Origin of the sequence: Asticcacaulis sp. (assembly GCF_051956075.1) — a bacterium.
Classification (GTDB): domain Bacteria; phylum Pseudomonadota; class Alphaproteobacteria; order Caulobacterales; family Caulobacteraceae; genus Asticcacaulis.
In genome coordinates this window covers 17,265-40,474 of the sequence record NZ_JBQCGA010000032.1, presented here as the reverse complement: position 1 = coordinate 40,474, position 23,210 = coordinate 17,265, and the positions used below count along the sequence as shown (strand labels likewise).

Sequence of the window (23,210 nt, the reverse complement as noted above, 5' to 3'; positions counted from 1 at the left end):
GGATGCGGAGACAAAAAACGCCTAAGCTGTCGGGCTTAGGCGCGCCTTGTGTATAAAATCGGCCGGAAAGTCAATGAAATCCTGGACGCGTTAACGCAGGTCAGACGGCGGCGCACAGCCGCCAGATCAGCGCCGCCAGCCCGAAGGCGGCGAGCATAGCGATGGCGAGCGCGATCCGGCGCCTCTGTATTTGACGCTTTTCACGCGCGACCAGCTCCCGGCGGACGTCTTTTACCGCCATCTGGAATGGCGCAGCGCGTTGCGTCATAGCGCCAGCCTTGTCGGAAAAATTCGTATAAACCATCGGGACACCCCCTCGCTGTGGACAGATATTGCAATCCTTCCGTGCAAGGCTGGGGCCGGAAAAGGTGTGTCAGATTGAGTTTTATGGGCCTTATATTACCGTAGTTAAGCGTTTTCTTAGTGAACTTGTGTCGCTTTGACACCATCGGCCCGCAACATCGCGATCAGGCTGTCCGGCCCGATCAGATGGCCGACGCCGACCGTGACGAAGGCGGTTCCGCCGCCCTTGGTTTTCAGGTCGCGGATCAGTTGCTCGACCTGCGGCGTCCAGGCGGCGTCGCGTTCGACGATGACGCGGTGATAGAGCGACGGCTCCTCGGTCTTCATCTTGTCGACCATAAAATAGGTCAGGCGCTTTTCATCGCCCGTGGCCCAGGCGTCGAAGAGGTCGGCAATGTCTTTCGTCGCGCTGTCGGCGTCTTTGAGGGTGGCGCGCAGGGCGGCCATATCCTCGGCGGCGTTGGCGGGGGTCAGCTTCTGCATCTCCTGGTCGATGGTCTCGAAGCCATGCACCGGCTTACCCGTTGCGCGCGCCGACTGCATCAGGGTCAGATCGACGCCGGTTTTCGGATTATAACCGGCGGCGGCGATCTGCTGCACGTTGAGCACCAGGGCGACGGCCCATTTTCGGTAACCCATCAGCCGGGTTGAACTCAGGCCATAGGGCGCCAGCAGGGCGTCGAGGCTTTTGATCTCGTCCGGCGTCAGGCCTTCGGTCATGTGACCGGACGGGTCGAGCATGTATTTTTGCGCCTGCTGTTGCACGGCGGCCTGATCGTCGAGATCGGCGACCTCGAACCACGCCTGATCCGCGCTGGCGAAGCGGCGCTTCAGGTCGTCGCTGAGCCAGATCGTGTCCGGCTTCATGACGTGGATCGAGCCGAACAGATATACGTGCGCCGTTCCGTCGTCGATCTCCCACAACAAAGGATGGGCGACCGTGACGGTGGGCGCGTTTTCCGCCGCGGCGCACAGTGGCGCGAAGGCGAGCAGCAGGGCGGCGGCGAGGGCTTTGAACATGACTATTCCGGTTGAAAAATGACTTCGATGGCGAGGCTGAACAGATCGGCGATCTTGAAGGCGAGCGGCAGGGACGGGTCGTACTTGCCGGTTTCGATGGCGTTGATCGTCTGGCGCGAGACGCCCAGGCGCTCGGCCAGTTCCGCCTGCGACCAGTTGCGTTCGGCGCGCAGCACCTTGATGCGGTTCTTCATGGCCTGTTCCGCCAGGCGAGCGCGGTGACGGCGGCCACCAGCAGAACGACGCCAATGGCGAGCAGGATGTGCGACAGCATCAGATGATGAGCTGCGCCTGCATGCGAACCGGATATGATCGCGCTTGAGGAACCCGCCAGAATGGCGGCCGTCGCGCCGCCACGGCGATCATGCAGCGCGCACATCAGCGGTACTTCCACTGCGCGGCGATCTGGCCGATCAAAAGGCCGAGGACGAACGGCGCCATGCCGGCGACCTGCCCCATGATGAAGCCTTCGCGCGGGCTGCCAAGGCCCGAGAAAAAGTCGCGGAACAGGTGCGGCGCCAGCAGCGGCGCCAGATTGACGACGGCGTAAAGACCGAATCCGATCTGGAAGCCGAACTGGGTAGCCAGACGCTTTTTCGCCACGGCGAATTCGTCGCAATTGGCCTTGAGGCGGCGCAGGATGAAAACGCCCGCGATCAGGGCCAGAAACAGCGCACCTTCGATAATATAGGCGTAAGGCGGAACCGGCGGACGCGACGACCAGTAATACAGCGTGCCGCCCATCACGCCGCCCAACGCCGCCAGCGCCAGAATGCCGAGACGGTAGGCCCAGGGATTTGCGGACATGGGACTCTCCTTTATCGTAATGACAAGGATGCTTTACATGAAGAGTGCAATTTATGTCAAGCGTGCTTGTCAAAATATCGCTTTAACTTGACATGAAGCGCCCGCCGTAACCGTCTGTTAACGGCGCCTGCACACCTGATTTTCATGCTTTTATGTCATGGGAGACACGTGGCCCGGCCCTTGCAGCGCAAGGGAAAAGTGGTTTTGAGTGTGCCAGAAGGCGATTATGTTATCGTGTGACGTCGTAAAGGTGAGGGATCTGTCGCAAAGCGATGCGCAGACCTGGGACGAAATGTTGTTGGCGGAGCCTGCTTTCGCCTCGCCCCTGTTGACGCGCGACTTCGCCGCCGCCGTCGCCGCCGTGCGCGACGATGTGCGCGTCGCCGTCTTTCGCCGCAAGGGCCGCGCCGTCGGCTTTCTGTCCCATCATCGCCGCCCGCAGCGTTTCGCGCGTCCCGCCGGAGCGCCGTTCGCCGATTACAGCGCCCTGATCAGCTTCGCGGAACCGGGTTTTCGCTTTGACGACGCCCTGCGCGCGGCGGGCATTGAGCGGTTTCAGGCCATCGGACTGATCGACCCGCACGGCCTTAACCACGAAGGCGGCGGCGAGGCCGATACGGCCTATGGTCTCGACCTCGGCGATGACGCGCCCGCCATTCAGGCGCCCAAAAAGCACGTCAAGAACATCAACCGTCTGCGCCGTCGGCTTGAAGAGGCGCATGGTCCGGTCAGCATCCTCGTCGGCGACCGCGACCGGACGCGCTATCAGGCCATGCTGGCCCAGAAGCGGCGCCAGCTTCAGGACAACGGCCTGCACGATTTTCTCGGCGCGCCGTGGGCCGCGCGGTTTCTCGACCATCTGTGGGACGCGCCGCAGGATAGCGCGCACGGCGTTCTGCTGACCCTGATGGCGGGCGATACGCCGATCCTGCACCATTATGGCCTGCGTCTGGGCGCGCGCATCCATCCGTGGGTGTCGAGCTACGATCCGGCCTATGCGACCTGGTCGCCGGGCCAGATCTTCCTGCACGACGCGCCCGAAGCCCTGCGCGCGGCGGGCGTGACGCATTATGACCTCTCGACCGGTCAGGATCATTATAAAAACGCCTTTTGCAATACGCAGTTTCCCGTTCGCCATGTCCGTCTTTACGGCGCGTCCGCCGCCGCGCGGCTGCGGCGAAGCGTGGCGGAGGCGGCGCATGGCGGCGCGCGCCTGCTGGGCCAGCGCGCGGAGAGACTTTATGGACGGTTGAACCGTCGTCTTGACCAGATCGCCGCCCTTGAGCTGGATATGAAAGGCCGCATGTCGGGTCTGGCCTACGCCTTTGCAAATGCGGACCGCCGCAAGGCCAGCCTGCGAGGAGGCGCCGATGCCGGATAGCGCCCGTTTCATGAAGGTCGCCAAGGAGGACGCCGCGATGACGGCCACTATTTGCGCCATCGTTCCGACCTTCCGCCGCCCGGAGGGGCTGATGACGGCGCTGCGCTCGCTCGCACGGCAGCGCGTCGCCGGACTGAGCGTCATCGTCTGTGACAACAGCCCGGAAGCTTCGGCGCGTCAGGCGGTCGCCGGATTCGCAGCGACGGCGCCGATGCAGGTCGTCTATCTGCACGAGCCCGCAACCGGCGTCGCCAATGCGCGCAATACGGCGGTGGCGGCGTGTACGGCGGACTTTATCGCCTTTCTCGACGACGATGAGGAAGCGCCGGACGGTTGGCTGGACGGCCTGATGGCCGCGCAAAAGCAGTTCGACGCCGATGTGGTGTTCGGGCCGGTCAAGGCGCGCCTGCCGGTGCCGGACGATGCGCATGACGGCTATGTCGAGGCCTTCTTCTCGCGCTTCGGGCCGGACCAGGCGCAGCTTCTGAACAGCTATTACGGCTGCGGCAACAGCCTGATCCGCCGCGCCAGCCTGCCGAAGGACCGCGCGCCTTTCTCGGTCGCGCATAACCAGATGGGCGGCGAGGACGACCAGTTGTTCCACAGCCTGATGACGAGCGGCGCGCGCATCGCCTGGGCGGCGGACGCCTTTGTCTATGAGGACGTGCCGCCTGCGCGCGCGAAGCTGTCCTATACGCTGCTGCGCGCCTTCGCCTTCGGGCAGGGGCCGTCCTATACCGCCGCCAAGACGGGCAAGCCGTTTACGGCGGCGGCCTGGATGGCGCAGGGGCTGGCTCAATTTATCCTGTTCGGCCTGTGGGGCGGCGCTCTGGCCCTCATCCGACATCGCGGCGCGGCGCGCAGGCTCGATAAGGCGGCGCGCGGCGCCGGAAAAGTTTTGTGGTTCCCGCCGTTCAAGATCGGATTTTACGGCGCGGCCCTGCTCAAAAAGAAACCGAAAGGCCGATAAGTCATGGCTTTGCTGCATTGGACGCCCGAGCACAGGGCTGGGTTTTCGCGCGAGAACCTGTTGTTCCGCCACGACCTCGACAAGAGCGACTTGTTTACCGATGAGGCGCTGATCGCGCTGATCGACCGCTATCCGCGCGAGCGGCTGGAAGTGTTCACCATGGGCTACGACCCGGCCAATTGGGGCGAGTGGTATTTCGGCCGACGCGGCGAACTGGACGGGCGCGCCCTGCTGGAGGGCGTCAAGGCGGGGCGTCTGTGGCTGAACCTGCGCAAGGTCAACCACGCCGACGCCGCGATCGCGGCCCTGTGCGAAGCCATGTTCGCGGACATCAAGACGGAGGCCGGTGTCGCGACGCTCAAGCAGGATTTGGGCCTGTTGATCTCGTCGCCGAACGCGCATGTCTTCTATCATCTCGACATTCCGCTGGTCATGCTGTGGCAGGTGCGCGGCGTCAAGCGGCTCTACCTCTATCCGCCCAAGGATAGTTGCGTGTCCGACCGGCATCGCGAGGGCGTCGCCTTGCGCGAAAGCGACGAGCAACTGCCCTATGATCCGGCCTGTGACGCCGAGGCGCTGATCCACGATCTCAAGCCCGGTGAGATGATGACCTGGGAGCAGAACGCGCCGCACCGCATCGTCAATCACGGCATGATGAACGTCTCCCTGTCCATCGAGTTCATGACGCCCGCCGCCATCTGGAAGGCCAATGTGCTGTACGCCAACGGTCTGCTGCGACGCTGGTTCGGGCTCAATCCGTCGATGGCGCGTTCGCCGAAGTTGCTGGAGCCGTTCAAAGTCGTTTTTGCGCGGCTGGTCAAGCTGGCGGGCGGCTATCGCGGCCATAAGAGCCCGCTGCGCCCCAGCTTTTCGCTCGATCCGGCGCGTCCCGGCGTTCCGGTGTTCGATGCGGGCGTCACGCCGCCAGCGCAACCCAAGACCGCCGCTTAAAAAAAGTATTTGTTCTCTTTTTGTTCTTATGGCAAGGTGGGCGCATGTCCATCCGCCGCGATCCTTTTGCGCCCAGAACCGAAGACGACGCCCTGCCCGATGTGGCGCGCAAGGGGCGGGGTTCTGTGTCTAACAGACCCAGCCACCGCTTTGGCAATGCCGACCGTTATGAGATCGACGATGGCTGGAGCGACCATGAACGCGATGACTGGGCGAAAGCGCGGCGTAAGACGATTCTTGGCGTCGATTCGGCGCGCAGCATTATCTCGCGCAACACCTCGCCCGATATCGGTTTCGACCGCTCGATCAATCCGTACAAGGGGTGCGAGCATGGCTGCATCTATTGCTTTGCGCGTCCAACCCACGCCTATCTCGACCTGTCGCCGGGGCTGGATTTCGAGACGCGCATCTTCCGCAAGCCCGACGCGCCGGACTTGTTGCGTCGCGAACTGAGCGCGCCGGGTTACAGGCCCGGTCCGATGATGCTGGGCATCAATACCGACGCCTATCAGCCGACCGAGAAGACCGAGCTTTTGACGCGGCGGCTGCTGGAGGTGCTGTATGAGTTCCGCCATCCGGTGCATATCGTCACCAAGTCGGCCCTGATCCTGCGTGATCTCGATATATTGGCGCCGATGGCGGCGCTTGGGCTGTTTTCGGCCAGCCTGTCGGTGACGACGCTGGACCGCGATCTGGCGCGCGTTATGGAGCCGCGCGCGGCCACGCCGATGCGGCGCATCGACGCGATTCGCGGCCTCAGCGAAGCGGGGATTCCGGTTTCCGTGCTGGCCGCGCCGATGATTCCGGGCCTGACCGATCATGAGCTGGAGGCGATCCTGACCGCCGCCGCCGAGGCGGGCGCGAAACGCGCGGGCATGACGGTGATCCGCCTGCCGCATGAGATCAAGGATCTGTTCGAGCAATGGCTGCGCGAACACGCGCCGGGCAGCGCCGACAAGGTGCTGAACCGCGTCCGCCAGATGCGCGGCGGCAAGCTCTATAACGCCGCCTTTGGCGAGCGCATGAAGGGCGTGGGTCAGCACGCCGACCTGTTGCAGAGCCGGTTCAGACTGGCGGTGAAGAAGCTCGGCCTCGACAAGACGGTGCGCGGCGGGGACTATTCGCAATTTCGCGGCGGCGACCGTCAATTGAGCCTGTTCTGACAGAGCGCGCAGCCGCCGCTTTTACCTATGCGCTAACGCTTCGCTTCTTGAGCGCGGGCGGCGACCGGCAGTTGAGTCTGTTCTGACAGAGCGCGCAGCCGCCGCTTTTACCTTTGCGCTAACGCTTCGCTTCTTGAGCGCGGGCGGCGATCGTCAGTTGAGTTTGTTCTGACGGGCCGTGCAACCGCCTATCCTCGCCCTCTCCCCTCGTGAGGGGAGAAGGGAAGAAGATCAGGGCGGCGGAAGGGGAGTTTTTTGGACTTTCGCCGGGAGGGTTTTCGGCGCGGCCTGCTTTGTTTCGGTGTGATGGGCTTTGCGGACACCACCCGCCTTTGCCGGTGTGACCGGCGGCGTGACGGTCGTCTCCGGGGCCACGGCGGGCGCCGCCACGACCGTTTCGGCTGCGGTCCACCACGGGCCCAATTGTTTGCGCAGCGGGGGTTCGTGGTACAGATCCCAGGCCAGAGCGGACTTGGCCTTGAAGGCTGCGCTTTCGCGTTTGGCGCGTTCGATCTGAAGCTGGCGCGGATCGGGGGTCTGCTGCTCGGCGCGGTCGCAGCGGCTGTAGAGCCGCTCGATCACCGCCGCCACACGCACGGCGCGCTCGACGCCGGGCAGGTCTTCGGGATCGTTCATCGCCGAAATTTTCACCAGCATCCGGTCGGCGAAGGCGCGCAGCATCTCGCGCCTTTGTTCCGGCGTCAGGTGGGGCTGATCTGTGCGCGCATCCGATGACATGGGGATAGGATGCGGCAGAAATTTAGGAGGGGGATAAAATAGTCGTTTCGGGGCTGCAGAAGGCTGCTCTGTGTGTTCTCGCGCGCAAGGGGTCTTTCGCCGGTATTCAACTTTACATGAAGGGTTTGATCTGTATGGTGGACCGGTGCTCATTCTTCGGAGTGGTAATGTCTCGACAGACCCCGGCGCGCTCCTTCCTTCGGCCTCTTTACATGAAAGGGCGCTGGCTGTGCTGCATTTTGCCACCTCTGGCTTTTATCATAATCGAAGAAACGCCGGGTCTTAGCGGCCTGGATGGTATCAACGCGGCAGCTTTGATGGCGCTAAGCCCTGTCTTTTTAGGTGTGGGATTTGGCCTGACAGCCGCCATTGTTGGCCTGACACGATGGATCGCGAGCAAGATCAGATTGCGTGCGCGTACAGGTTCGGCGTTCCTGATGCTCATCATTGTCGGCATTCTAAGCCCTCTCGCATATTTGGACGGGGACTGGCTTTTATTAGGCGTGATCGAAATCGCGTCACTTCCGGCGGCTTTGCTACTGACCGTCTCGACACCCAAGTCGGACGCGAGCTAACCGGACGCTCAGGCGGCGGAGATGGTGCTGGCGATGAAGCTGCCGCCTGCGCTCAAGGAGCGTAGCGTTAGCGCGACTAAAAAACCTGCTCAAGGAGCGTAGCGTTAGCGCGACGAAAAATCCGCTCAAGGAGCGCAGCGTTAGCGCGACTTAAAAAGCGAGGCGGGCGCTCAGGCGGCGGAGATGGTGCTGGCGATAAAGCCGCCGCCGAGCACGCGGCCTTCGTCGGCGGGGTCGTAGAGCACGCAGGCCTGGCCGGGGGCGACGCCTTCTTCGGGAGCGTCGAACACGATCTGGGCGGTGTCATCGGCGAGGATAAGTCGCGCCGGGACCGGCGGGCGGGTCGAGCGCACGCGCGCCAGCACGGGCCGGTTGGCGCGCGCGGCGTCGATCAGGTCCGGCTCGTCGCCGAGCCAGTTGATTTCCTTTAAAGACAGGCCGCGCGTCAGTAACGCCTCACGTGGCCCGACCACGATTTCGCGGGCGTCCGGGTCGATGCGGGTGACGAACAGGGGCTCGCCGACCGCGACATTGAGGCCGCGTCTCTGGCCGATCGTATAGCCGGTAATGCCCTCATGGCGACCCAGCACGCGCCCGTCGATATGACGGATATCGCCGGCCTCGCGGCCCTGCGGACGCAGCTTGTCGATCAGGTTGACATACTTGCCTTCCGGCACGAAGCAGATGTCCTGCGAGTCGGGCTTGGCGGCGATCGAGAGGCCGAGCTGGCGCGCAATGTCGCGCACCTGCGGCTTTGGGATTCCGGCCAGCGGAAAGCGCAGAAAGTCGAGCTGTTCGCGCGTGGTGGCGAACAGGAAATAGCTCTGGTCGCGCGCCGTATCGGCGGCGCGGCGCAAATGGCCCTCAGCCGAGCGCTCGACATAGTGGCCGGTCGCCATGGCCTCGGCGCCGAGGTCCTTGGCCACCTGCAACAGGTCGTGGAACTTGACGCTTTGGTTGCAGCGGATGCACGGCACCGGGGTTTCGCCGCGCAGATAGGAATCGGCGAACTCCTCGATCACCTGTTCGCGGAAGCGGCTTTCGTAGTCGAGGACATAGTGCGGAATGCCGATCTTTTCGGCGGCCATGCGCGCGTCGTGAATGTCCTGACCCGCGCAGCAGGCGCCGGTCTTTTTCAGCGCCGCGCCGTGGTCGTAAAGCTGCAGGGTGACGCCGATCGTCTCATAGCCCGCCGCGTGCAGCAAGGCCGCCACGACGGTGGAATCGACCCCGCCGGACATGGCGGCGACGACGCGCGCGCCTTGGGGCAGGCCGACGCTTTTGCGCGTGGCGTCGAGGGCGGCGTCAAGATCGGCCGAGGCCATCAGGGGGACGGGACAGACTTCCATGGATTCCATAGGGTGGTGCGCGCAGCGCGGCGCTTGAGCGCATAATCATGCGCTAGATAGTCGAAACCTGAGCGGATTGCTAGGGTATCGGCTATTTCAGATAGTTGAGCAGCGAGACGGAGTTGAGATTGGACAAGACCTGCGCCGAGGCCTGCACGGCGATCTGCGCCTGTTGCAGGGCGGTGACCGCCTGCGACATGTTGGCGTCAGTGCGGTCGCCGATCAGCTTGGTCATGGAATCGGCCTGGCCCTGCAGACTGGTGGTGGTGGCGTCGACGCGGCTCTGCATCGTGCCGTTCACCGCCGTCTGGTTGGTCAGGTCGTCATAGGCGGCGGAGAATTCCTGCGATTTCTGGGTCAGGAACTGGGTTTGGGCGTCGGTCAGGGGCGAGGCGAACGGACCGGTGGCCGGATTGTCGTTATAGTCCTGAAGGTCCTTGAAGATCTGCATCATCTTCGTACCGAGATCCGAGGCCAGCATGCCGGTCTGGATGGTGGTGTTGGCGTCGATGGTTGAAGCTTTCTTGACCGAGCCGTTGGTGAAGACCGACGCGACCGTGACCGCCCCGCCGCTGAGCTGCGACATGCTCGAAATGTTGACCGGCGGGGTGTCGTCATTGCCGCCGGAGAACAGATAAGTGCCGTTATATTTATAGTTCAGGCCGTTGAGCGATTCCGAAAAGGCGCTTTGCAGACCCTGCATCAACGAGGTGGAATCGCCGCTGGCCAGGGCGGTCATGATGGTGTCCTTGGCGTCGGACGCGGCCTGCGAGGTGGTGTTGAGCGCCAGATCCTGTCCGGTCAGGCGGTCGGAGACGGTCTGGGCCACGCCGAGATAGCCATTGGTCTTGGCCAGAGAGGCCTGATAGGCGGCGATGACGGCGCTGCCGGAGCCATAGCCGGCGAGATCGGTGGCGACCTTCTGCGTCGAGACCTGCGTTCCGGCGTCGACCTGACGCTGTTCGGCGCCCATCAGGTTGTTGAGGGCGTTGCTCCAGACCTGCGAAGAGGAGATGCGCATATTCTGTCTCCTTAACCCATCATGTTGAGCAGGACGTCGTACATGTCCTTGGCCGCCTGGATCAGGCGGCTGGCGGCGCTGTAGCCCTGCTGGTAGGTGGTGAGATTGACCAGTTCCTCGTCGAGATTGACGCCTTCCTGCGCGCTGCGGCGGTTGGTGGCCTCGGTCAGAAGCGCGTCGGCGGAGTCTCTGTCGTTCTTGGACTGCGAGGCCAGGGCGCCGACCTGACCGGCGAGGTTCGTGCCGTAATTGGTCAGGGTGGAGGCGCCGCCGCCGTTCAGGCCCGCCTTGGCGAAGGTCACGACCGTGTCGCCGATGGCGGCCAGGGCCGAACCGTTGGAGCCGTCGCCCTTGGCCAGGGCCGAGCCGCTGGCCGCCGTCAGATCGACCTTGGCCAGGGCCAGTTGCGTCGGATCGTTGGCGACGGTCGTGTTGACCTGCACGCCGGAGGCGATGGTTCCCTGCACGTCGCCGAGACCGAAAAACTGGCTGAACGACGCGCCATAGCCATTGCGCGACGTCGAGTCCGAACTGACGTTCAGGCTGTTGGCCGGACTGCCGAAGCCCTTGAAGGTCAGGGCGCCGTTGGAATCGAGCGAGAAGGTGCCGTACTTGCCAAGACCGGTCGCGGTGTCGTTGAGCGCCGTCACCATATCGGCCATGGTGGCCGGGTTAGGCAGGGTGACCTTGATATTGGCCAGGGTCGAGCCAGCGTCGGACTTGAGGGTGAAGCCGATCTGGCCGCCGGCGAAGCCGGAAGCGTCCGTGGCGGTCAGGCCGGTATTGTAGCTGGTCGGCGTTTTTGACGTGATCAGATCGTTGAGGCCGAAATACTGCGAAAAGCCCTGCCCCTGCTTGGTTGCGCCGCTGCTGGACGGATCGACCACGGCCACGCCGTCATTGCCGCCGGCGCCGGAGGCGGCCAGCGACATCACGCCGTTGTTGAAGCTGAGCGTCGCGTTGCCGCCGAAGGCGCTGTTGACCTGACTGACGAAATTCGAAGCGGTGAAGCTGGTCACGGCGCCGCCGTCGAGGCTCATGGTTCCGGCGCTGAAGTCGATGGCCAGGGTGTGGGTGGCGTTGCCGCTGGAATCCAGTGTGACCAGGTTGGTCTGACCGGTAAAGCCGCTGACCGCTTCCGAAGCGCTCAGGCTGGTGTTCTTGCCGGTCAGGCTGGCGGGCGCGGGAACGGCGCTGCCCTGATTGTGGACCGCATTGAGGGTGTTGGTGAACTGGCGGACATATTCGTTGAGCTGGTCGTTGATGGCGACCGAGGTTTTGTCGCGCGTTTCCAGCAGGCCCGCGACTTCGCCGGAAGACACATAGTCGGACAGGTCGCGCGTCTCGCCGTTCACGCCGGTGACGGTGATCGGCGAGAAGGTCGTGGTCGCATCGACGCTGTTGGCGGGGGTATAGCTGAGGCTGGCCGCGGTATTGCCGGTGGCCAGGGTCAGGCCGCCGCCGGTGCGCACGGTCACGCCGCCATTGCTTTCGCGCGTCACCGAGATATCGACCAGCTTGGAGAGTTGATCGAGATACTGCAATTGCGTGGTCTGGGCGCCGGTGGCGTCGGCGCCGGTCACGGTGGCGCTGGAGATGCTGGCGTTCAGGTCGGTGATGTTCTTGAGCAGGTCGTTGATCTGGCCAACGTCCGAGCCGATCTGGCTGTCGGCGTTGGCGCGCACCTGCTGGATGTTGCTGGACAGGCCGTTGGCCGTGTTCAGGAAGCTGGTCAGGTCCGACACGACCTGCTGGCGCGCAGGCGTCGAGGAGGCGCTTTCCGCCGCCTGGCTCATATCGGACAGGGTGGAGGCGGCCTGATTGAACAGATTGCTGGTGTCGGTGATGTCGCCGAAGCGCGATTGTATCTGGTCCAGCAATTGATAGCTGGTGTCGGCCTGGCTGGCGGCGCCGGCGGCGGTGTAGGAGGCGGCCTCAAGATACTGATCGGCGGCGATGGTCGTCTTGCCGGACTGCACGCCCATGCCGACGCCCGCCACCGTCACGCTCTGCTGGGTCGCGACCTTGCGGATATAGCCGGGCGTGTTGACGTTGGAGATATTGTCCGAGGTCACGCCGAGCTGGCTCTGCGCGGTCGACAGGCCGGACAGGCCGATATTCATGATGCTGTTCAGCGACATGCAACGGCTCCGGCATCGACGCGATTAGGCAAAAGCGCCCCGGCGCCCGGCGATTTTTGCCGGGTCATCATCAGGATGGAATTTGAAAATTCGAACATTTTCATAGACTTGGGTTTGTGGCGTCGCGCAGGCGAGCAGAATTCTTAATGAGGGTTTCAAGTCGTGTGCCATCACGCAGGCAAGGAGAGGTCGGCGCCGGGCAGCGGCGTTTTTTGCCGCAACCTGTAGGCAAATTTGACCTTTGGCGGCGGGTTGCGTCACGGAAGTGAATAGAAAAATATATTAAATACAGATGTTTAAGCTGTGGCCCGGCGCTTGCAAACCCACCGACGACCGGATGCGCAAAATGCGTTGACGCCCCCGCAGACCCATTCGCCGCATCAGGCGAAGCGTCGGCTCCGTTATGTGTTTGCGCTCAGCCATGTCGCTTGACCTCGCCTCGTTGTTGCTCTCCGCCGCCTCTCCGTCAGGAGCGGGCGCAGGTCGCGACGCGTCGAAGACGGGCGGCGGGCAGATCAGTCTTGCCGCCGCATTTTCAGACTTGCTGGCGCAGCTCGGCGCGACGGCGGGGACCGGCGGCGCCGCAGACGCGCCGCTTGCCGCGAACCCGGCCGACGCTGCAACAGGCGCGCCGGTCTCGGGCGCCGCCACCCCGTCTGCCGCTGCTGTAACGCCAAAGGCCGCCGCCTCTGGCGCGACATCGCAGGGCGAGTCCGTGCTGGTTTCGGGGCTGGTTTCAGGGCCAGTTTCAGGGCCGATTTCGGGGCCGGTTTCAGGCGAGGCAAATCCTGGCGGCACAGGCCTGAACGCGGCCGCTGAAGCCGCAACCCCATCTACCGCCGCCGCCAACCCTCCCGCGGCGCTTTTGAGCGCGCTCACCGAAGAGGCGGCGCCTGAGGTGGTCTCGGCGCCCCCGCTTGAAACGCAGCAAGGCGCGTCCTCTTCGTCCACGCAACCGGGCGAAGCGCGCAATGGTCGCCGCCGCGCCGATGCGGACAAGGCTGAGAAGCCCAATAACGTAGCGACCGCCGCAAGCGCCGTGGCTCCGACGCCGGACGCCAGCCTTGCCATTTTGGCGCCGCCGCCAGTGATGGTGACTGCGCCGGTCGATGTTCAGGCGTCGCCGGGCGAAGCCGCGCCATCCGCCTCCGGCGCGCCATCGCCTCAGCCCGTCGCGCCGTCGTCGGCGCCAATTCCCAATGTTTCGGCGCCCGATCCTTCGGCGCCCGATTCTTCGGCGCCCGCCGCCTCGGCCCCAAGCGCTACGCTGCAAATCAGCGCTCAGTTCGCGTCCGGACTGACGACGCCCTCCAGGATCGGCAGCAAGGACGCCCGTTTGTCGTCGTCTGGTTCAGGATCTGGTTTGGGGTCCGCTTCGGGGTCCGTTTCTGGGTCCATTTCAGGCGCAACGCGGTCGGCCGCCGCGGTCACTCAGCGTCCCGGTCTGGCAGGCGCGCAGCCGGGGCCTGCGGGGTCCGCCTTTTCTCTGCAATCTTCAGCGGTGAGTGAGGCCGTGTCCTATGCGCCGCTCCCGGTGCGGGCGCAGCAGGACGCCGCCGCCCCGAAAAGCGATGGCCGCGCCGCCGTCGATGAAAATCCTGTCACGTCCGGCGACGCCGTCTTGAGTCCGGCTGCGCCTGCGACGCCTTTATCCTCAGCGACCGGAGCTCAGACGGCGGGCCTGACCCAGACGCCGCCGCCGCCCACGACGCCGACCTCAACGGCGCCCGCTGCGCCCGCCGCCAGCCAGATGTCGCAGGCCGCGATGCAGACCATGACCGATCTGAGCCTGCAGGTGCAGCACCGCGCCGCCGCCGGTCAGAGCCAGTTCCGCATCCAGCTCACCCCGGATTCGGTCGGCAAGGTCGATGTCGCCCTGAGCATAGGCCGCGACGGCCAGACGCGCGCGCAACTGAGTTTCGACAACCCGCAGACCGCCGCCAGCTTCGCCGGACGGCTGAACGAGCTGGGCGACCAGTTGCGGCAGGCGGGGCTGAACGTCGCGCCCGACGCCTTGAGCGTCAAGGTGATGACTGAGGCGCTAAACGTCAAAACGAACACAGTCCCGTTCGAAGTCAAGGCTGGCGACGTCGCGGCGGGTCTTGCCGTTGCGGACGATGCGACGACGCGGACGGACGCGCAAAACGCTTCGCAGGCCTCATCCCAAGGCGCGTCTCAGGCGAGCGCTCAGGCCGCCGCGCAAACCTCGGCGGGCGTCGCGCATCCGGCGACCGCCGGGTCCGGTCAGGGCGGCAATGCGAACCTGTCGCAAAACACATCGCAGAATATGGCGCAGAATATGGCGCAGAACTTTCAGCAGCCGGGCGGCCAATCCCAGTCGCAGCCGCAACCCCATCCCCAGCAGGCGGCGCGTCACTTACGCAACGCCGACCAGTTGGGCGCCATTGAGGCGGAGGGCGGACTCGACAATGGGCTCGACGCCGCCCTGTCCGCCCTGCGCAACCGCACATCGTCGTCACGCCTCGCGTTGAACCTTATCGTCTAGGAGTCCTTGATCATGGTCGCCGCCGTCACATCCTCCACCTCTCCAACCTCGTCCGCCAGCGGCACGGCCAATGACGCCGCCACGCTGACCAGCAATTACACCACGTTTCTCAACCTGCTGACCGCGCAGATCAAGAACCAGGACCCGCTGTCGCCGATGGACACGACCCAGTGGACCAATCAGCTCGTGCAGTATTCCTCGGTCGAGCAGCAGCTCAAGGCCAACCAGTATCTGGAATCGCTGGTCAATGCCGGTTCGCAGAGTTCGATGAACCAGGCGGTCGGCTATATCGGCAAGGCGGTCACCGCCAATGTCGATACGGCGACGCTGAACGGCGGGCAGGCAAGCTGGCAATACGCTCTGGGCGGAGACGCCGCAACGGCCACCCTGACCGTTAAGGACAGCAACGGCAATGTCGTCTGGTCGGGCGACGCGCCGGACAAGAGCGCCGGTATGCACAGCTTCACCTGGGATGGAACCACTTCGTCGGGCGCGGCGGCGCCGGCAGGCGATTACACCCTCAGCGTTGCGGCCAAGAATGTGGCCGGCGACGTCACCGCCGCCGTCGGCCTCAGCGGCGTCGTCTCCTCCGTTCAGAACAATTCCGGCACGGTCGAACTGATGGTCAATGGCACCGCCATTCCGTTGTCCAGCATTTCCGCCGTCGCCGCCACATCCTGATCCCCTTTATCGCCTTCTCTTTAGGAGCCACCCATGAGCATCAACAGCGCCATGCAGTCCGGCATCACCGCCCTGGCCGCCAATTCGACGGCCCTGGCGACGATTTCGAACAATATCGCCAACTCCAACACCACCGGTTACAAGCGCATCCAGACCAATTTCACCGATCTGGTCTCCGGCACCTGGACCAAGTCGTCCTTCACCTCCGGCGGCGTCGTGGCGGTCAACCGTCAGACCACGACCAATCAGGGCGAGCTGAACAACGACACATCGGGCTACAGCCTCGGCATTGACGGACAGGGTTTCTTCGTGGTCTCGGACACAGCCAACCCGGTCACCTCGTCCTCGTCGCTTCTGTTCACGCGCGATGGCTCGTTCACGCCGGACACGCAGGGCAATCTGGTCAATGCGGGCGGCTATTATCTTGAAGGCTGGCCCGCCAATAGCAGCGGGACGATCGACACCAGCGCCACCGATCAGACCAAGCTGGCGCCGATCAATGTCTCGGACCTGAGCAATAAGCCCTCGGCGACGACTGCCGTGACATTGGACGCTAATCTCAACTCGACCACGACGGTTTCGACAGCGGCGTCAACGGCCTACACGGCGGGTTCAAACGGGCCGCCCGCGACCTCGCCGTCGGGCTACTCCGCATCCGACCCGTTGACCGCCATGTCCACCTACAACGCTGCGACGGGAACGGGCACCAAGCCGGATTCGACAATTTCGGCCACCATCTCGGACTCCCTTGGTCAGGAGCATACGGTCACGATTTCGCTGCTCAAGACCGGCGCCTCGACCTGGTCTTACGAAATCTCGTCGCCTGACGTCACCAGCGGCGCCGTGACGGTCGTGCCGTCCTCGCCCGCGACGACTGTCGATCTGCATCAACTGGGCACAGGCACATTAAGCTTTGACAGCAGCGGCAATCTCAACCTGGGCGCCTCGACCGGACCCCTGGTTTCGGCCACCGGCGTCACCTTGGCCAATTCCGGCGCCACCGGCACCGCGGCGGCGCCAGCCTGGGCGGCCTCGACCGGCGCCCAGGGCGGCAGCATCAACTTCGGTTTCGGGGCGGGCGGAACCAGCGCGATCACCCAGGTCAACAGCGACTCGACCACCAAGTCGGTCAAGGCGAACGGCACGGAATTCGCGCCGCTGGCCAAGGTCAGCATCGGCAAGGATGGTCTGGTCACCGCCGTCTATAAGAATGGCGACACGCGCACCATCGCCCAGGTGGCGCTGGGGACTTTCCTCAATTCCAATGGCCTGACGCCGGTGACCGGCAACGCCTATCAGGTCTCGACCGATTCCGGCGCCTATCTGTTGAAAGTCCCCGGACAGGGCGGCGCGGGCGCCATCGACCCCGATACGCTGGAAGCTTCGACGGTCGATCTGGCGCAGGAGTTCACCGGCCTGATCACCACCCAGCGCGCCTATTCGGCGGCGTCCAAGATCGTGACGACAGCGGACCAGATGTTGCAGGAACTTCTGAGCATCAAGCAGTAATCTTTAAGTAATAATCTGGCGTCATGACTCAATAAAATGACGCCAAACTCATCGCTGGCTGGCGATGTGGATAATCACAAGGAGCGTTAATCTTGAAGTAAGCCTTCATCATATGCTGAACAAAGCCTTAACGGCGGAGTCGCAACATCGTTAGTCTTGCGTTTACTATGGCGATTAAGCGGATGTTATGACAGCTCGTGTAGGGTGGTCGGCAGGTGAATGGTAAGTCAAAGGCAAAACGCCATGCTTCAAGAGCAACGCCAAGATAACAAAGGCGAGAAATACGTGATTGGTCCTACCGGGGCAAAACTGACGCTTGCTGACCTGCCGCCCGTCGGCACCGAGCGTTGGGTCATCCGTCGCAAGGCCGAGGTCGTCGCCGCTGTGCGCGGCGGGCTTCTGACTTTCGATGAAGCGTGCGAGCGCTACAATATTACGTCCGAGGAATTCCTGAGCTGGCAGAAGGCGATCGAAAGCCACGGCATGGCGGGCCTGCGCACGACGCGGCTGCAATCTTATCGCTGATGGCGCCGACCGCCGGACAGCAGGGCTGAAATTTCAAGGCCGCGCCGGGACAACCGGGGCGGCCTTTGCCTTTACGGCGAGACGAAAGATCGCTGTTATTTGATTTAATTCATAAATCTTAACGCGCTTATTAAGACCTTATTTACGCCGCACTGGGAAATAATTGCCGGGTAATGAGGCGGCCTTGCCGTCTTGAGTGATGATGGGGCGTGCTTAGGTGGAGTCATTCTTCAACGGTCTGCAACGGTTCGGGGTCGGCCGACTGACGGCGATTCTGGGCGCGGTGGCCGGGGTGGCCGCGGTCATGGCCGCGATCATCCTGAACGTCGCCGCCCAGCCGCAGGCCCTGCTCTATTCCAATCTTGACCTGAAGGAGGCCTCGCAGATCAGCCAGACCCTCGATCAGGCGGGCATCAAATACGAGGCCAAGGGCGACGGCTCGACCATCATGGTCAATCGCGACGAGGTCGCCAAGGCGCGCATGATGCTGGCCTCAAAGGGCCTGCCGACCGCCGCCAGCGTCGGCTATGAGATTTTCGACAAGGCGCCGACTCTGGGCCAGACTGAATTCGTGCAGAATCTCGACAATCAGCGCGCGCTGGAAGGCGAGCTGGCGCGCACCATCAATACGCTCAGCGGCATTTCCTCGACGCGCGTGCATCTGGTCATGCCCAAGCGCGACCTGTTCAGCGACGAGGCGGGCCAGCCGACCGCCTCGGTGGTGGTCGGTCTGTCGGGCGGCGATCTCAGCGCAGACTCGGTGCGCGCCATCCGCAATCTGGTCGCGGGGGCCGTGCCGAACCTGAAGGCCGAGAACGTCACCCTGGTCGATGAGCGCGGTCATCTGCTGGCGGCGGGCGGCGAGGGCGACGATGCGCTGGACGCCGCCGGTCAGGCGCAGAAGACCCAGGCCGAGGACGCGCTGAAAAAGCGCATCACCGACATTGTCGAAGGCGTGGTCGGGCGCGGCGCCGCGCGCGTCATGGTCAGCGCCGACATCGACCAGTCCTCGACCACGCAGGAAAGCGTCAAATACGATCCCGACGGGCAGGTGGTGCGCTCGACCTCGACCAATTCCAACTCCGAATCGTCCTCCGATCCGAACGCGGGCGGGGCGACCACGGCCTCGGCCAATATCCCCAATACGCAGCAGGCGCCGACGATTCCGACCACTTCGGGGAATAATTCCAAACAGGATTCGGAAATCACCAATTACGAAATCTCGACCACCAAGACGACGACCGTGACCGGGCCGGGCCAGATCAAGAAGCTGTCCGTGTCGGTGGCGGTTGACGACATCGCCGTGCCGCCCAAGGACGGCAAGGGGCCGACCACCTATCAGAAGCGGTCGCCCGCCGATATTCAGAATATTCACGATCTGGTCGCCAACGCCATCGCCGCCTATCAGCAGCCCGGCGATCCCGATCCGGTCAAGGTGGTCAATATCAGCTTCAATCATGATGTCGATGACGGCGCCGGAACACTGGCGAAAAAGTCTCTGTTCGACTTCGACAAGAACGACATCATGCGCGGCGCCGAGATGCTGGTGCTGCTGGTGGTGGCGGTTCTGACCCTGTTCCTGGTCGCGCGCCCGCTGCTGAAATTCATCGGAACCCAGCCGTCCCTGATCGCTTTCGCCGGGCCGAACGGGCAGATGCAGATGGTTCCGGCTGGAGCGGGCGCTGCGGCGGGCGGCGGCGGAGCGGCGGCTGTGGCCGACGCCAGCGGCGGCTTTCCGGCGATTGCGGGCGGAGGCGGACAACTGGCGCCGGTCGGCGCCGCCGAGGAACGCATCGACATCGCCCGCATCGAGGGCCAGGTGCGCGCCTCGTCGGTGAAGAAGGTGTCGGAATTCGTCGAGCGCCACCCGGAGGAATCGGTGTCGATCCTGCGCTCCTGGCTGCATGACGGGTAAGGTGAGACATGTCGCGTAAAAATCTCATCGAAGACCCCAAGAAGCTCTCCGGCGTCGAAAAGGCGGCGGTGGTGCTGCTCGCGCTGGGCGAGGATCATGTCGCCCTGTGGCAGGCGCTCGACGAGGAGGAGATCAAGGAGATCTCGCAGGCCATGTCGAGCCTCGGCACGGTGTCGTCGCAGGCCGTCGAGGAATTGCTGATCGAATTCGTGTCGGGCATGTCGTCGTCCGGCACGATTATGGGCTCGTATGAGCAGACCCAGCGCCTTCTGACCTCTTTCCTGCCGCAGGAAAAGGTCGAGGCGTTGATGGAGGAAATCCGCGGCCCCGCCGGGCGGACCATGTGGGACAAGCTGGGCAACGTCAACGAGGCGGTGCTGGCCAACTATCTGAAGAACGAATATCCGCAGACCGTCGCCGTCGTGCTGTCCAAGATACGGCCCGATCACGCCGCGCGCGTCCTGTCGGCCCTGCCGGAGGATTTCGCGCTCGAATGCGTGCAGCGCATGTTGCGTATGGAGCCGGTGCAGCGCGAAATCCTCGACAAGATCGAGCAGACCCTGCGCGTTGAGTTCATGTCCAATCTGGCGCGCACGTCAAAGCGCGACTCGCACGAGCTGATGGCCGAGATTTTCAACAATTTCGACCGCCAGACCGAGAGCCGCTTCGTCGCCTCGCTGGAGGAGCGCAACCGCGAATCCGCCGAACGCATCCGCGCCCTGATGTTCGTCTTCGAGGATCTGGGCAAGCTCGATCCGGGCGGGGTGCAGACCCTGCTGCGCGCGGTCGAGAAGGACCAACTGGCCCTGGCGCTCAAGGGCGCATCGGACTCCTTGCGCGACATGTTCATGTCCAACATGTCCGAACGCGCCGCCAAGATCATGCGCGACGACATGGAGGCCATGGGGCCGGTGCGGCTCAAGGATGTGGACGCCGCGCAGATGACCATGGTGCAGATCGCCAAGGATCTCGCCGCCAAGGGCGAGATCATGCTGGCCGGGCAGGGAGGCGATGATGAGCTTATTTATTGATGCGTTCAGGGGCTTCGCCCCTTGGCGCCACGCAGGCTGCGCTCCCGCTTGGTCGCTAGTCGCTTCGCTCCGGGAGTTATTGTCGGTCCGTTATGTGGGAGGAGGCGCTGCATGACCGCTTCTCCGCATAAGCGTTTTGAGTTTGGCACGGTGTTTGGCGACGCCGGGCATATCGTGTCGCAGCCGAAGCGCGAGAAGAAGGCCTATACGCCGGAGGAGGTCGAGGCGATCCGCGCCGCCGCCTATGCCGAGGGCGAAGCTTCGGCGACGGCGCGGGCGCAGATGGCGCAGGCCGCCGCCGTGCAGCAGATGGCCGACGCGGCTCAGGCGGGTCTGGGCGGTCTGACCCAGGCCGTGCATGCGCACAAGGAGCAGGCGGTGCGGCTGGCCCTGGCCTGCGCGCAGAAGATCGCCGCCGAGGCGCTGGAGCAGTTTCCGCACGCGCCCTTGCAGGCCGCGCTCGACGCCCTGGCGCAGGAAATACAACCTGCGGCGCGGCTGGTGCTCAATGCGCGCAACCCGGATGAAGCGCTGAAAGCCGCCGCCGAGGACGCGGCCATGATGGCGGGTTTCGCCGGTCAGATTCAGTTTCGCGACCATCCTGCCCTGCCCAAGGGCGCCTTCGAGATCGCCTGGCCCGACGGACGGGCCGACTACAATCCAAGTCTCGTCTTCGAAGCGCTGGAACGGACCCTGTCCGAGGCGCTGGAGGCGGAAGCCTATCACGATGCGCGCGCCAAGGGCGCGGCTTAACCAAAAGGAGGTTCGGTCATGGCCGATCTCGGTCTGGAAGATTTCGACGACGCCCCGCAAACGGGCCTGACGGTTGATGACGACGGCGACAAGGCCGCCGCCGATCTGGCGCCCGTCTTCGATGTGCCGGTCAATATCTCGGCGGTGCTGGGCAAATCCTTCATGTCGGTGTCGCAACTGCTCAAGCTGGGGCAGGGCAGCGTGCTGGAGCTGGACCGCAAGGTCGGCGAGGCCATCGACATCTATGTCAACAACCGGCTGGTCGCGCGCGGCGAGGTGGTGGTCGTGGACGACCGCCTGGGCGTGACCATGACGGAAATCATCAAGAGCGAGGACGCGGGACAATGAGACTGCTGGTCGTAGGAAAACTGAGCGGGCAATTGTCGGCGGCGGTCAAGATGGCGATGGACGCCGGCGCCAAGGTCGCCCATGTCGAGACCGGCGCGCAGGCGACCGAGGCCTTGCGCAAAGGTCAGGGCGCGGACCTTCTGATGGTCGATTATGAACTCGACATCAAGGGCCTGATCGAGGCCAATGAACGCGAACATATCTTCGTCACGGTCGTGGCCTGCGGCGTCAATCCCGATCCGCGCAAGGCGGCCTTTGCGATTACCTCCGGCGCCAAGGAGTTCATTCCCCTGCCGCCCGACGCCGAGCTGATCGCGGCCGTGCTGGCGGCGGTGTCGGATGATGCGCGTCCGATCATCACCAACGACCCGGCCATGCAGGCGGTGCTGAAACTGGCCGATCAGGTGGCGGCGTCGGACGCCTCGATCCTGATCACCGGCGAAAGCGGGGTCGGCAAGGAGGTGATGGCGCGCTATCTGCACGAAAAATCGAAGCGGTCCAACAAGCCGTTCATCTCGGTCAACTGCGCCGCCATTCCCGACAACCTGCTGGAATCGGAGCTGTTCGGCCACGAAAAGGGCGCCTTCACCGGCGCCATGGCGCGGCGCATCGGCAAGTTCGAAGAGGCCGATGGCGGTACGCTGCTGCTCGACGAAATCTCGGAGATGGACGCGCGCCTTCAGGCCAAGCTGCTGCGCGCCTTGCAGGAGCGGGTGATCGACCGCGTCGGCGGCGCCAAGCCCGTGCCGGTCAATATCCGCGTGCTGGCGACCTCGAACCGCAATCTGGCCCAGGCGGTCAAGGAGGGGACGTTCCGCGAAGACCTGCTCTATCGTCTCAACGTCATCAACCTGGCTCTGCCGCCCTTGCGCGAACGTCCGGCGGACATTCTGGCCCTGTCGGATTATTTCGCCAAGAAATATTCCGAAGCCAACGGCATCGCGCTCAAACCGGTGAGTCAGGAGGCCAAGCGCCGATTGCAGGCGCATCCGTGGCCGGGCAATGTGCGCGAGCTGGAAAACGCCATGCACCGCGCCGTGCTGTTGTCGATGGGGCCGGAGATCGACGCCGACGCCATCCGCCTGCCCGACGGTGCGCCGCTCAATCCGGTGGCGCCGATCGGCATGGACTATGTCAACCGCGCGGCGCAGGCGGCGGAAAGCGCGGCGCGCACCTTTGTCGGCTCAACTGTGGCTGAGGTCGAGCAGAAGCTGATCCTCGACACCCTGGCGCACTGTCTGGGCAACCGCACCCACGCCGCCAATATTCTCGGCATCTCGATCCGCACCCTGCGCAACAAGCTGAACGAATATTCCGCCGCCGGACTCACCGTCCCGCCGCCGCAATCGGGCGCCAGCGCCGCCTGACACTTTGAAAAAGATCGGTCCTCACCGCGCCCCCCGGCGCGGATGAGGACCATTTTGACCGGGTCGGCGCCATGTGCCGGACGTCCCCCCATGAGATCGTCCGGCGGCTCGCCCGGCCTTTCCGGTGCGCTTCCGAGGCTAAGGAAGCGCGTCCGA

The 23,210-nt window shown here is 64.0% G+C and carries 23 protein-coding genes; 14 read left to right on the top strand and 9 right to left on the bottom strand.

What is annotated here, in order from left to right:
• Positions 1-100: 100 nt before the first annotated feature.
• The 5 genes from ACTHLA_RS08635 to ACTHLA_RS08615 all read right to left on the bottom strand — a co-directional run bounded on the left by ACTHLA_RS08635 (position 101) and on the right by ACTHLA_RS08615 (position 2,130).
• The gene (locus tag ACTHLA_RS08635) at positions 101-304 is read right to left on the bottom strand and encodes a hypothetical protein (protein WP_440187408.1); all 204 of its coding nucleotides are present in this window, start codon (positions 302-304) and stop codon (positions 101-103) included.
• A 116-nt stretch (positions 305-420) separates the two neighbouring features.
• Positions 421-1,323, bottom strand: a complete 903-nt coding sequence (locus ACTHLA_RS08630) for a TraB/GumN family protein (protein ID WP_440187405.1) — start codon at positions 1,321-1,323, stop codon at positions 421-423.
• 2 nt (positions 1,324-1,325) lie between these two features.
• Entirely contained in the window at positions 1,326-1,517 is a 192-nt protein-coding gene (locus ACTHLA_RS08625) for a helix-turn-helix transcriptional regulator (RefSeq protein ID WP_440187402.1), read from the bottom strand.
• On the bottom strand, positions 1,514-1,702 hold the full coding sequence (locus ACTHLA_RS08620; protein WP_440187399.1) for a hypothetical protein: 189 nt from the start codon (positions 1,700-1,702) through the stop codon (positions 1,514-1,516). Before ACTHLA_RS08620 ends, ACTHLA_RS08625 begins: the two co-directional genes overlap by 4 nt.
• The gene (locus tag ACTHLA_RS08615) at positions 1,702-2,130 is read right to left on the bottom strand and encodes a hypothetical protein (protein WP_440187396.1); all 429 of its coding nucleotides are present in this window, start codon (positions 2,128-2,130) and stop codon (positions 1,702-1,704) included. The genes ACTHLA_RS08620 and ACTHLA_RS08615 overlap by 1 nt, the downstream gene beginning before the upstream one ends.
• Positions 2,131-2,356: 226 nt before the next feature.
• Between ACTHLA_RS08615 and ACTHLA_RS08610 the strand changes: the two genes are divergently transcribed.
• From ACTHLA_RS08610 to ACTHLA_RS08595, 4 genes are read left to right on the top strand one after another with little or no spacing between them, the layout of a single operon-like run.
• On the top strand, positions 2,357-3,511 hold the full coding sequence (locus ACTHLA_RS08610; RefSeq protein WP_440187393.1) for a GNAT family N-acetyltransferase: 1,155 nt from the start codon (positions 2,357-2,359) through the stop codon (positions 3,509-3,511).
• Complete coding sequence (locus ACTHLA_RS08605; RefSeq protein WP_440187390.1) at positions 3,501-4,481, top strand: glycosyltransferase family 2 protein; 981 nt, start codon at positions 3,501-3,503, stop codon at positions 4,479-4,481. Before ACTHLA_RS08610 ends, ACTHLA_RS08605 begins: the two co-directional genes overlap by 11 nt.
• A 3-nt stretch (positions 4,482-4,484) precedes the next feature.
• Positions 4,485-5,432, top strand: coding sequence for a hypothetical protein (locus ACTHLA_RS08600; RefSeq protein WP_440187387.1), 948 nt, complete (start codon positions 4,485-4,487; stop codon positions 5,430-5,432).
• A 44-nt stretch (positions 5,433-5,476) separates the two neighbouring features.
• Positions 5,477-6,595, top strand: a complete 1,119-nt coding sequence (locus tag ACTHLA_RS08595) for a PA0069 family radical SAM protein (protein WP_440187384.1) — start codon at positions 5,477-5,479, stop codon at positions 6,593-6,595.
• Between the two features lie 231 nt (positions 6,596-6,826).
• Here ACTHLA_RS08595 and ACTHLA_RS08590 read toward each other — a convergent pair whose 3' ends face one another.
• The gene (locus ACTHLA_RS08590; protein WP_440187381.1) at positions 6,827-7,333 is read right to left on the bottom strand and encodes a hypothetical protein; all 507 of its coding nucleotides are present in this window, start codon (positions 7,331-7,333) and stop codon (positions 6,827-6,829) included.
• A 167-nt stretch (positions 7,334-7,500) separates the two neighbouring features.
• Here ACTHLA_RS08590 and ACTHLA_RS08585 point away from each other — a divergent pair, with 167 nt between their 5' ends.
• Entirely contained in the window at positions 7,501-7,908 is a 408-nt protein-coding gene (locus tag ACTHLA_RS08585; protein WP_440187378.1) for a hypothetical protein, read from the top strand.
• A gap of 170 nt (positions 7,909-8,078) precedes the next feature.
• Here ACTHLA_RS08585 and mnmA read toward each other — a convergent pair whose 3' ends face one another.
• The 3 genes from mnmA to flgK form a co-directional block, all read right to left on the bottom strand.
• Complete coding sequence (gene mnmA, locus ACTHLA_RS08580) at positions 8,079-9,257, bottom strand: tRNA 2-thiouridine(34) synthase MnmA (protein WP_440187375.1); 1,179 nt, start codon at positions 9,255-9,257, stop codon at positions 8,079-8,081.
• A gap of 91 nt (positions 9,258-9,348) precedes the next feature.
• Positions 9,349-10,278, bottom strand: a complete 930-nt coding sequence (locus ACTHLA_RS08575; protein ID WP_440187373.1) for a flagellin — start codon at positions 10,276-10,278, stop codon at positions 9,349-9,351.
• Between the two features lie 11 nt (positions 10,279-10,289).
• On the bottom strand, positions 10,290-12,419 hold the full coding sequence (gene flgK / locus ACTHLA_RS08570; RefSeq protein WP_440187370.1) for a flagellar hook-associated protein FlgK: 2,130 nt from the start codon (positions 12,417-12,419) through the stop codon (positions 10,290-10,292).
• Positions 12,420-12,840: 421 nt separating this feature from the next.
• Here flgK and ACTHLA_RS08565 point away from each other — a divergent pair, with 421 nt between their 5' ends.
• The 9 genes from ACTHLA_RS08565 (at position 12,841) to flbD (ending at position 23,054) form a co-directional block, all read left to right on the top strand.
• Complete coding sequence (locus ACTHLA_RS08565; RefSeq protein ID WP_440187367.1) at positions 12,841-14,925, top strand: flagellar hook-length control protein FliK; 2,085 nt, start codon at positions 12,841-12,843, stop codon at positions 14,923-14,925.
• Positions 14,926-14,937: 12 nt separating this feature from the next.
• Positions 14,938-15,606, top strand: coding sequence for a flagellar hook assembly protein FlgD (locus ACTHLA_RS08560; RefSeq protein ID WP_440187364.1), 669 nt, complete (start codon positions 14,938-14,940; stop codon positions 15,604-15,606).
• Positions 15,607-15,639: 33 nt separating this feature from the next.
• Positions 15,640-17,115, top strand: a complete 1,476-nt coding sequence (locus ACTHLA_RS08555; RefSeq protein ID WP_440187361.1) for a flagellar hook protein FlgE — start codon at positions 15,640-15,642, stop codon at positions 17,113-17,115.
• A gap of 243 nt (positions 17,116-17,358) precedes the next feature.
• Entirely contained in the window at positions 17,359-17,640 is a 282-nt protein-coding gene (sciP, locus tag ACTHLA_RS08550; RefSeq protein ID WP_440187358.1) for a CtrA inhibitor SciP, read from the top strand.
• 217 nt (positions 17,641-17,857) lie between these two features.
• A complete protein-coding gene (gene fliF, locus ACTHLA_RS08545) occupies positions 17,858-19,555 on the top strand; it encodes a flagellar basal-body MS-ring/collar protein FliF (RefSeq protein ID WP_440187355.1) in 1,698 nt (565 codons plus the stop codon).
• An 8-nt stretch (positions 19,556-19,563) separates the two neighbouring features.
• The gene (gene fliG / locus ACTHLA_RS08540) at positions 19,564-20,586 is read left to right on the top strand and encodes a flagellar motor switch protein FliG (RefSeq protein ID WP_440187352.1); all 1,023 of its coding nucleotides are present in this window, start codon (positions 19,564-19,566) and stop codon (positions 20,584-20,586) included.
• Positions 20,587-20,697: 111 nt separating this feature from the next.
• The gene (locus ACTHLA_RS08535) at positions 20,698-21,339 is read left to right on the top strand and encodes a flagellar assembly protein FliH (RefSeq protein ID WP_440187349.1); all 642 of its coding nucleotides are present in this window, start codon (positions 20,698-20,700) and stop codon (positions 21,337-21,339) included.
• A gap of 18 nt (positions 21,340-21,357) precedes the next feature.
• Positions 21,358-21,687, top strand: coding sequence for a flagellar motor switch protein FliN (fliN, locus tag ACTHLA_RS08530; protein WP_440187346.1), 330 nt, complete (start codon positions 21,358-21,360; stop codon positions 21,685-21,687).
• Positions 21,684-23,054 carry a sigma-54-dependent transcriptional regulator FlbD gene (gene flbD / locus ACTHLA_RS08525; RefSeq protein ID WP_440187343.1) on the top strand — a complete coding sequence of 457 codons (1,371 nt, stop codon included), beginning with the start codon at positions 21,684-21,686 and terminating at the stop codon, positions 23,052-23,054. Before fliN ends, flbD begins: the two co-directional genes overlap by 4 nt.
• Positions 23,055-23,210 lie beyond the last annotated feature (156 nt).

What these genes read in the sequence shown, in the direction of transcription:
- ACTHLA_RS08635 (WP_440187408.1), bottom strand. Translation starts at nt 304, where the DNA reads ATGGTTTATACGAATTTTTCCGACAAGGCTGGCGCTATGACGCAACGC.
- ACTHLA_RS08630 (WP_440187405.1), bottom strand. Translation starts at nt 1,323, where the DNA reads ATGTTCAAAGCCCTCGCCGCCGCCCTGCTGCTCGCCTTCGCGCCACTG.
- ACTHLA_RS08625 (WP_440187402.1), bottom strand. Translation starts at nt 1,517, where the DNA reads ATGAAGAACCGCATCAAGGTGCTGCGCGCCGAACGCAACTGGTCGCAG.
- ACTHLA_RS08620 (WP_440187399.1), bottom strand. Translation starts at nt 1,702, where the DNA reads ATGTGCGCGCTGCATGATCGCCGTGGCGGCGCGACGGCCGCCATTCTG.
- ACTHLA_RS08615 (WP_440187396.1), bottom strand. Translation starts at nt 2,130, where the DNA reads ATGTCCGCAAATCCCTGGGCCTACCGTCTCGGCATTCTGGCGCTGGCG.
- ACTHLA_RS08610 (WP_440187393.1), top strand. Translation starts at nt 2,357, where the DNA reads ATGTTATCGTGTGACGTCGTAAAGGTGAGGGATCTGTCGCAAAGCGAT.
- ACTHLA_RS08605 (WP_440187390.1), top strand. Translation starts at nt 3,501, where the DNA reads ATGCCGGATAGCGCCCGTTTCATGAAGGTCGCCAAGGAGGACGCCGCG.
- ACTHLA_RS08600 (WP_440187387.1), top strand. Translation starts at nt 4,485, where the DNA reads ATGGCTTTGCTGCATTGGACGCCCGAGCACAGGGCTGGGTTTTCGCGC.
- ACTHLA_RS08595 (WP_440187384.1), top strand. Translation starts at nt 5,477, where the DNA reads ATGTCCATCCGCCGCGATCCTTTTGCGCCCAGAACCGAAGACGACGCC.
- ACTHLA_RS08590 (WP_440187381.1), bottom strand. Translation starts at nt 7,333, where the DNA reads ATGTCATCGGATGCGCGCACAGATCAGCCCCACCTGACGCCGGAACAA.
- ACTHLA_RS08585 (WP_440187378.1), top strand. Translation starts at nt 7,501, where the DNA reads ATGTCTCGACAGACCCCGGCGCGCTCCTTCCTTCGGCCTCTTTACATG.
- mnmA (WP_440187375.1), bottom strand. Translation starts at nt 9,257, where the DNA reads ATGGAAGTCTGTCCCGTCCCCCTGATGGCCTCGGCCGATCTTGACGCC.
- ACTHLA_RS08575 (WP_440187373.1), bottom strand. Translation starts at nt 10,278, where the DNA reads ATGCGCATCTCCTCTTCGCAGGTCTGGAGCAACGCCCTCAACAACCTG.
- flgK (WP_440187370.1), bottom strand. Translation starts at nt 12,419, where the DNA reads ATGTCGCTGAACAGCATCATGAATATCGGCCTGTCCGGCCTGTCGACC.
- ACTHLA_RS08565 (WP_440187367.1), top strand. Translation starts at nt 12,841, where the DNA reads ATGTCGCTTGACCTCGCCTCGTTGTTGCTCTCCGCCGCCTCTCCGTCA.
- ACTHLA_RS08560 (WP_440187364.1), top strand. Translation starts at nt 14,938, where the DNA reads ATGGTCGCCGCCGTCACATCCTCCACCTCTCCAACCTCGTCCGCCAGC.
- ACTHLA_RS08555 (WP_440187361.1), top strand. Translation starts at nt 15,640, where the DNA reads ATGAGCATCAACAGCGCCATGCAGTCCGGCATCACCGCCCTGGCCGCC.
- sciP (WP_440187358.1), top strand. Translation starts at nt 17,359, where the DNA reads ATGCTTCAAGAGCAACGCCAAGATAACAAAGGCGAGAAATACGTGATT.
- fliG (WP_440187352.1), top strand. Translation starts at nt 19,564, where the DNA reads ATGTCGCGTAAAAATCTCATCGAAGACCCCAAGAAGCTCTCCGGCGTC.
- ACTHLA_RS08535 (WP_440187349.1), top strand. Translation starts at nt 20,698, where the DNA reads ATGACCGCTTCTCCGCATAAGCGTTTTGAGTTTGGCACGGTGTTTGGC.
- fliN (WP_440187346.1), top strand. Translation starts at nt 21,358, where the DNA reads ATGGCCGATCTCGGTCTGGAAGATTTCGACGACGCCCCGCAAACGGGC.
- flbD (WP_440187343.1), top strand. Translation starts at nt 21,684, where the DNA reads ATGAGACTGCTGGTCGTAGGAAAACTGAGCGGGCAATTGTCGGCGGCG.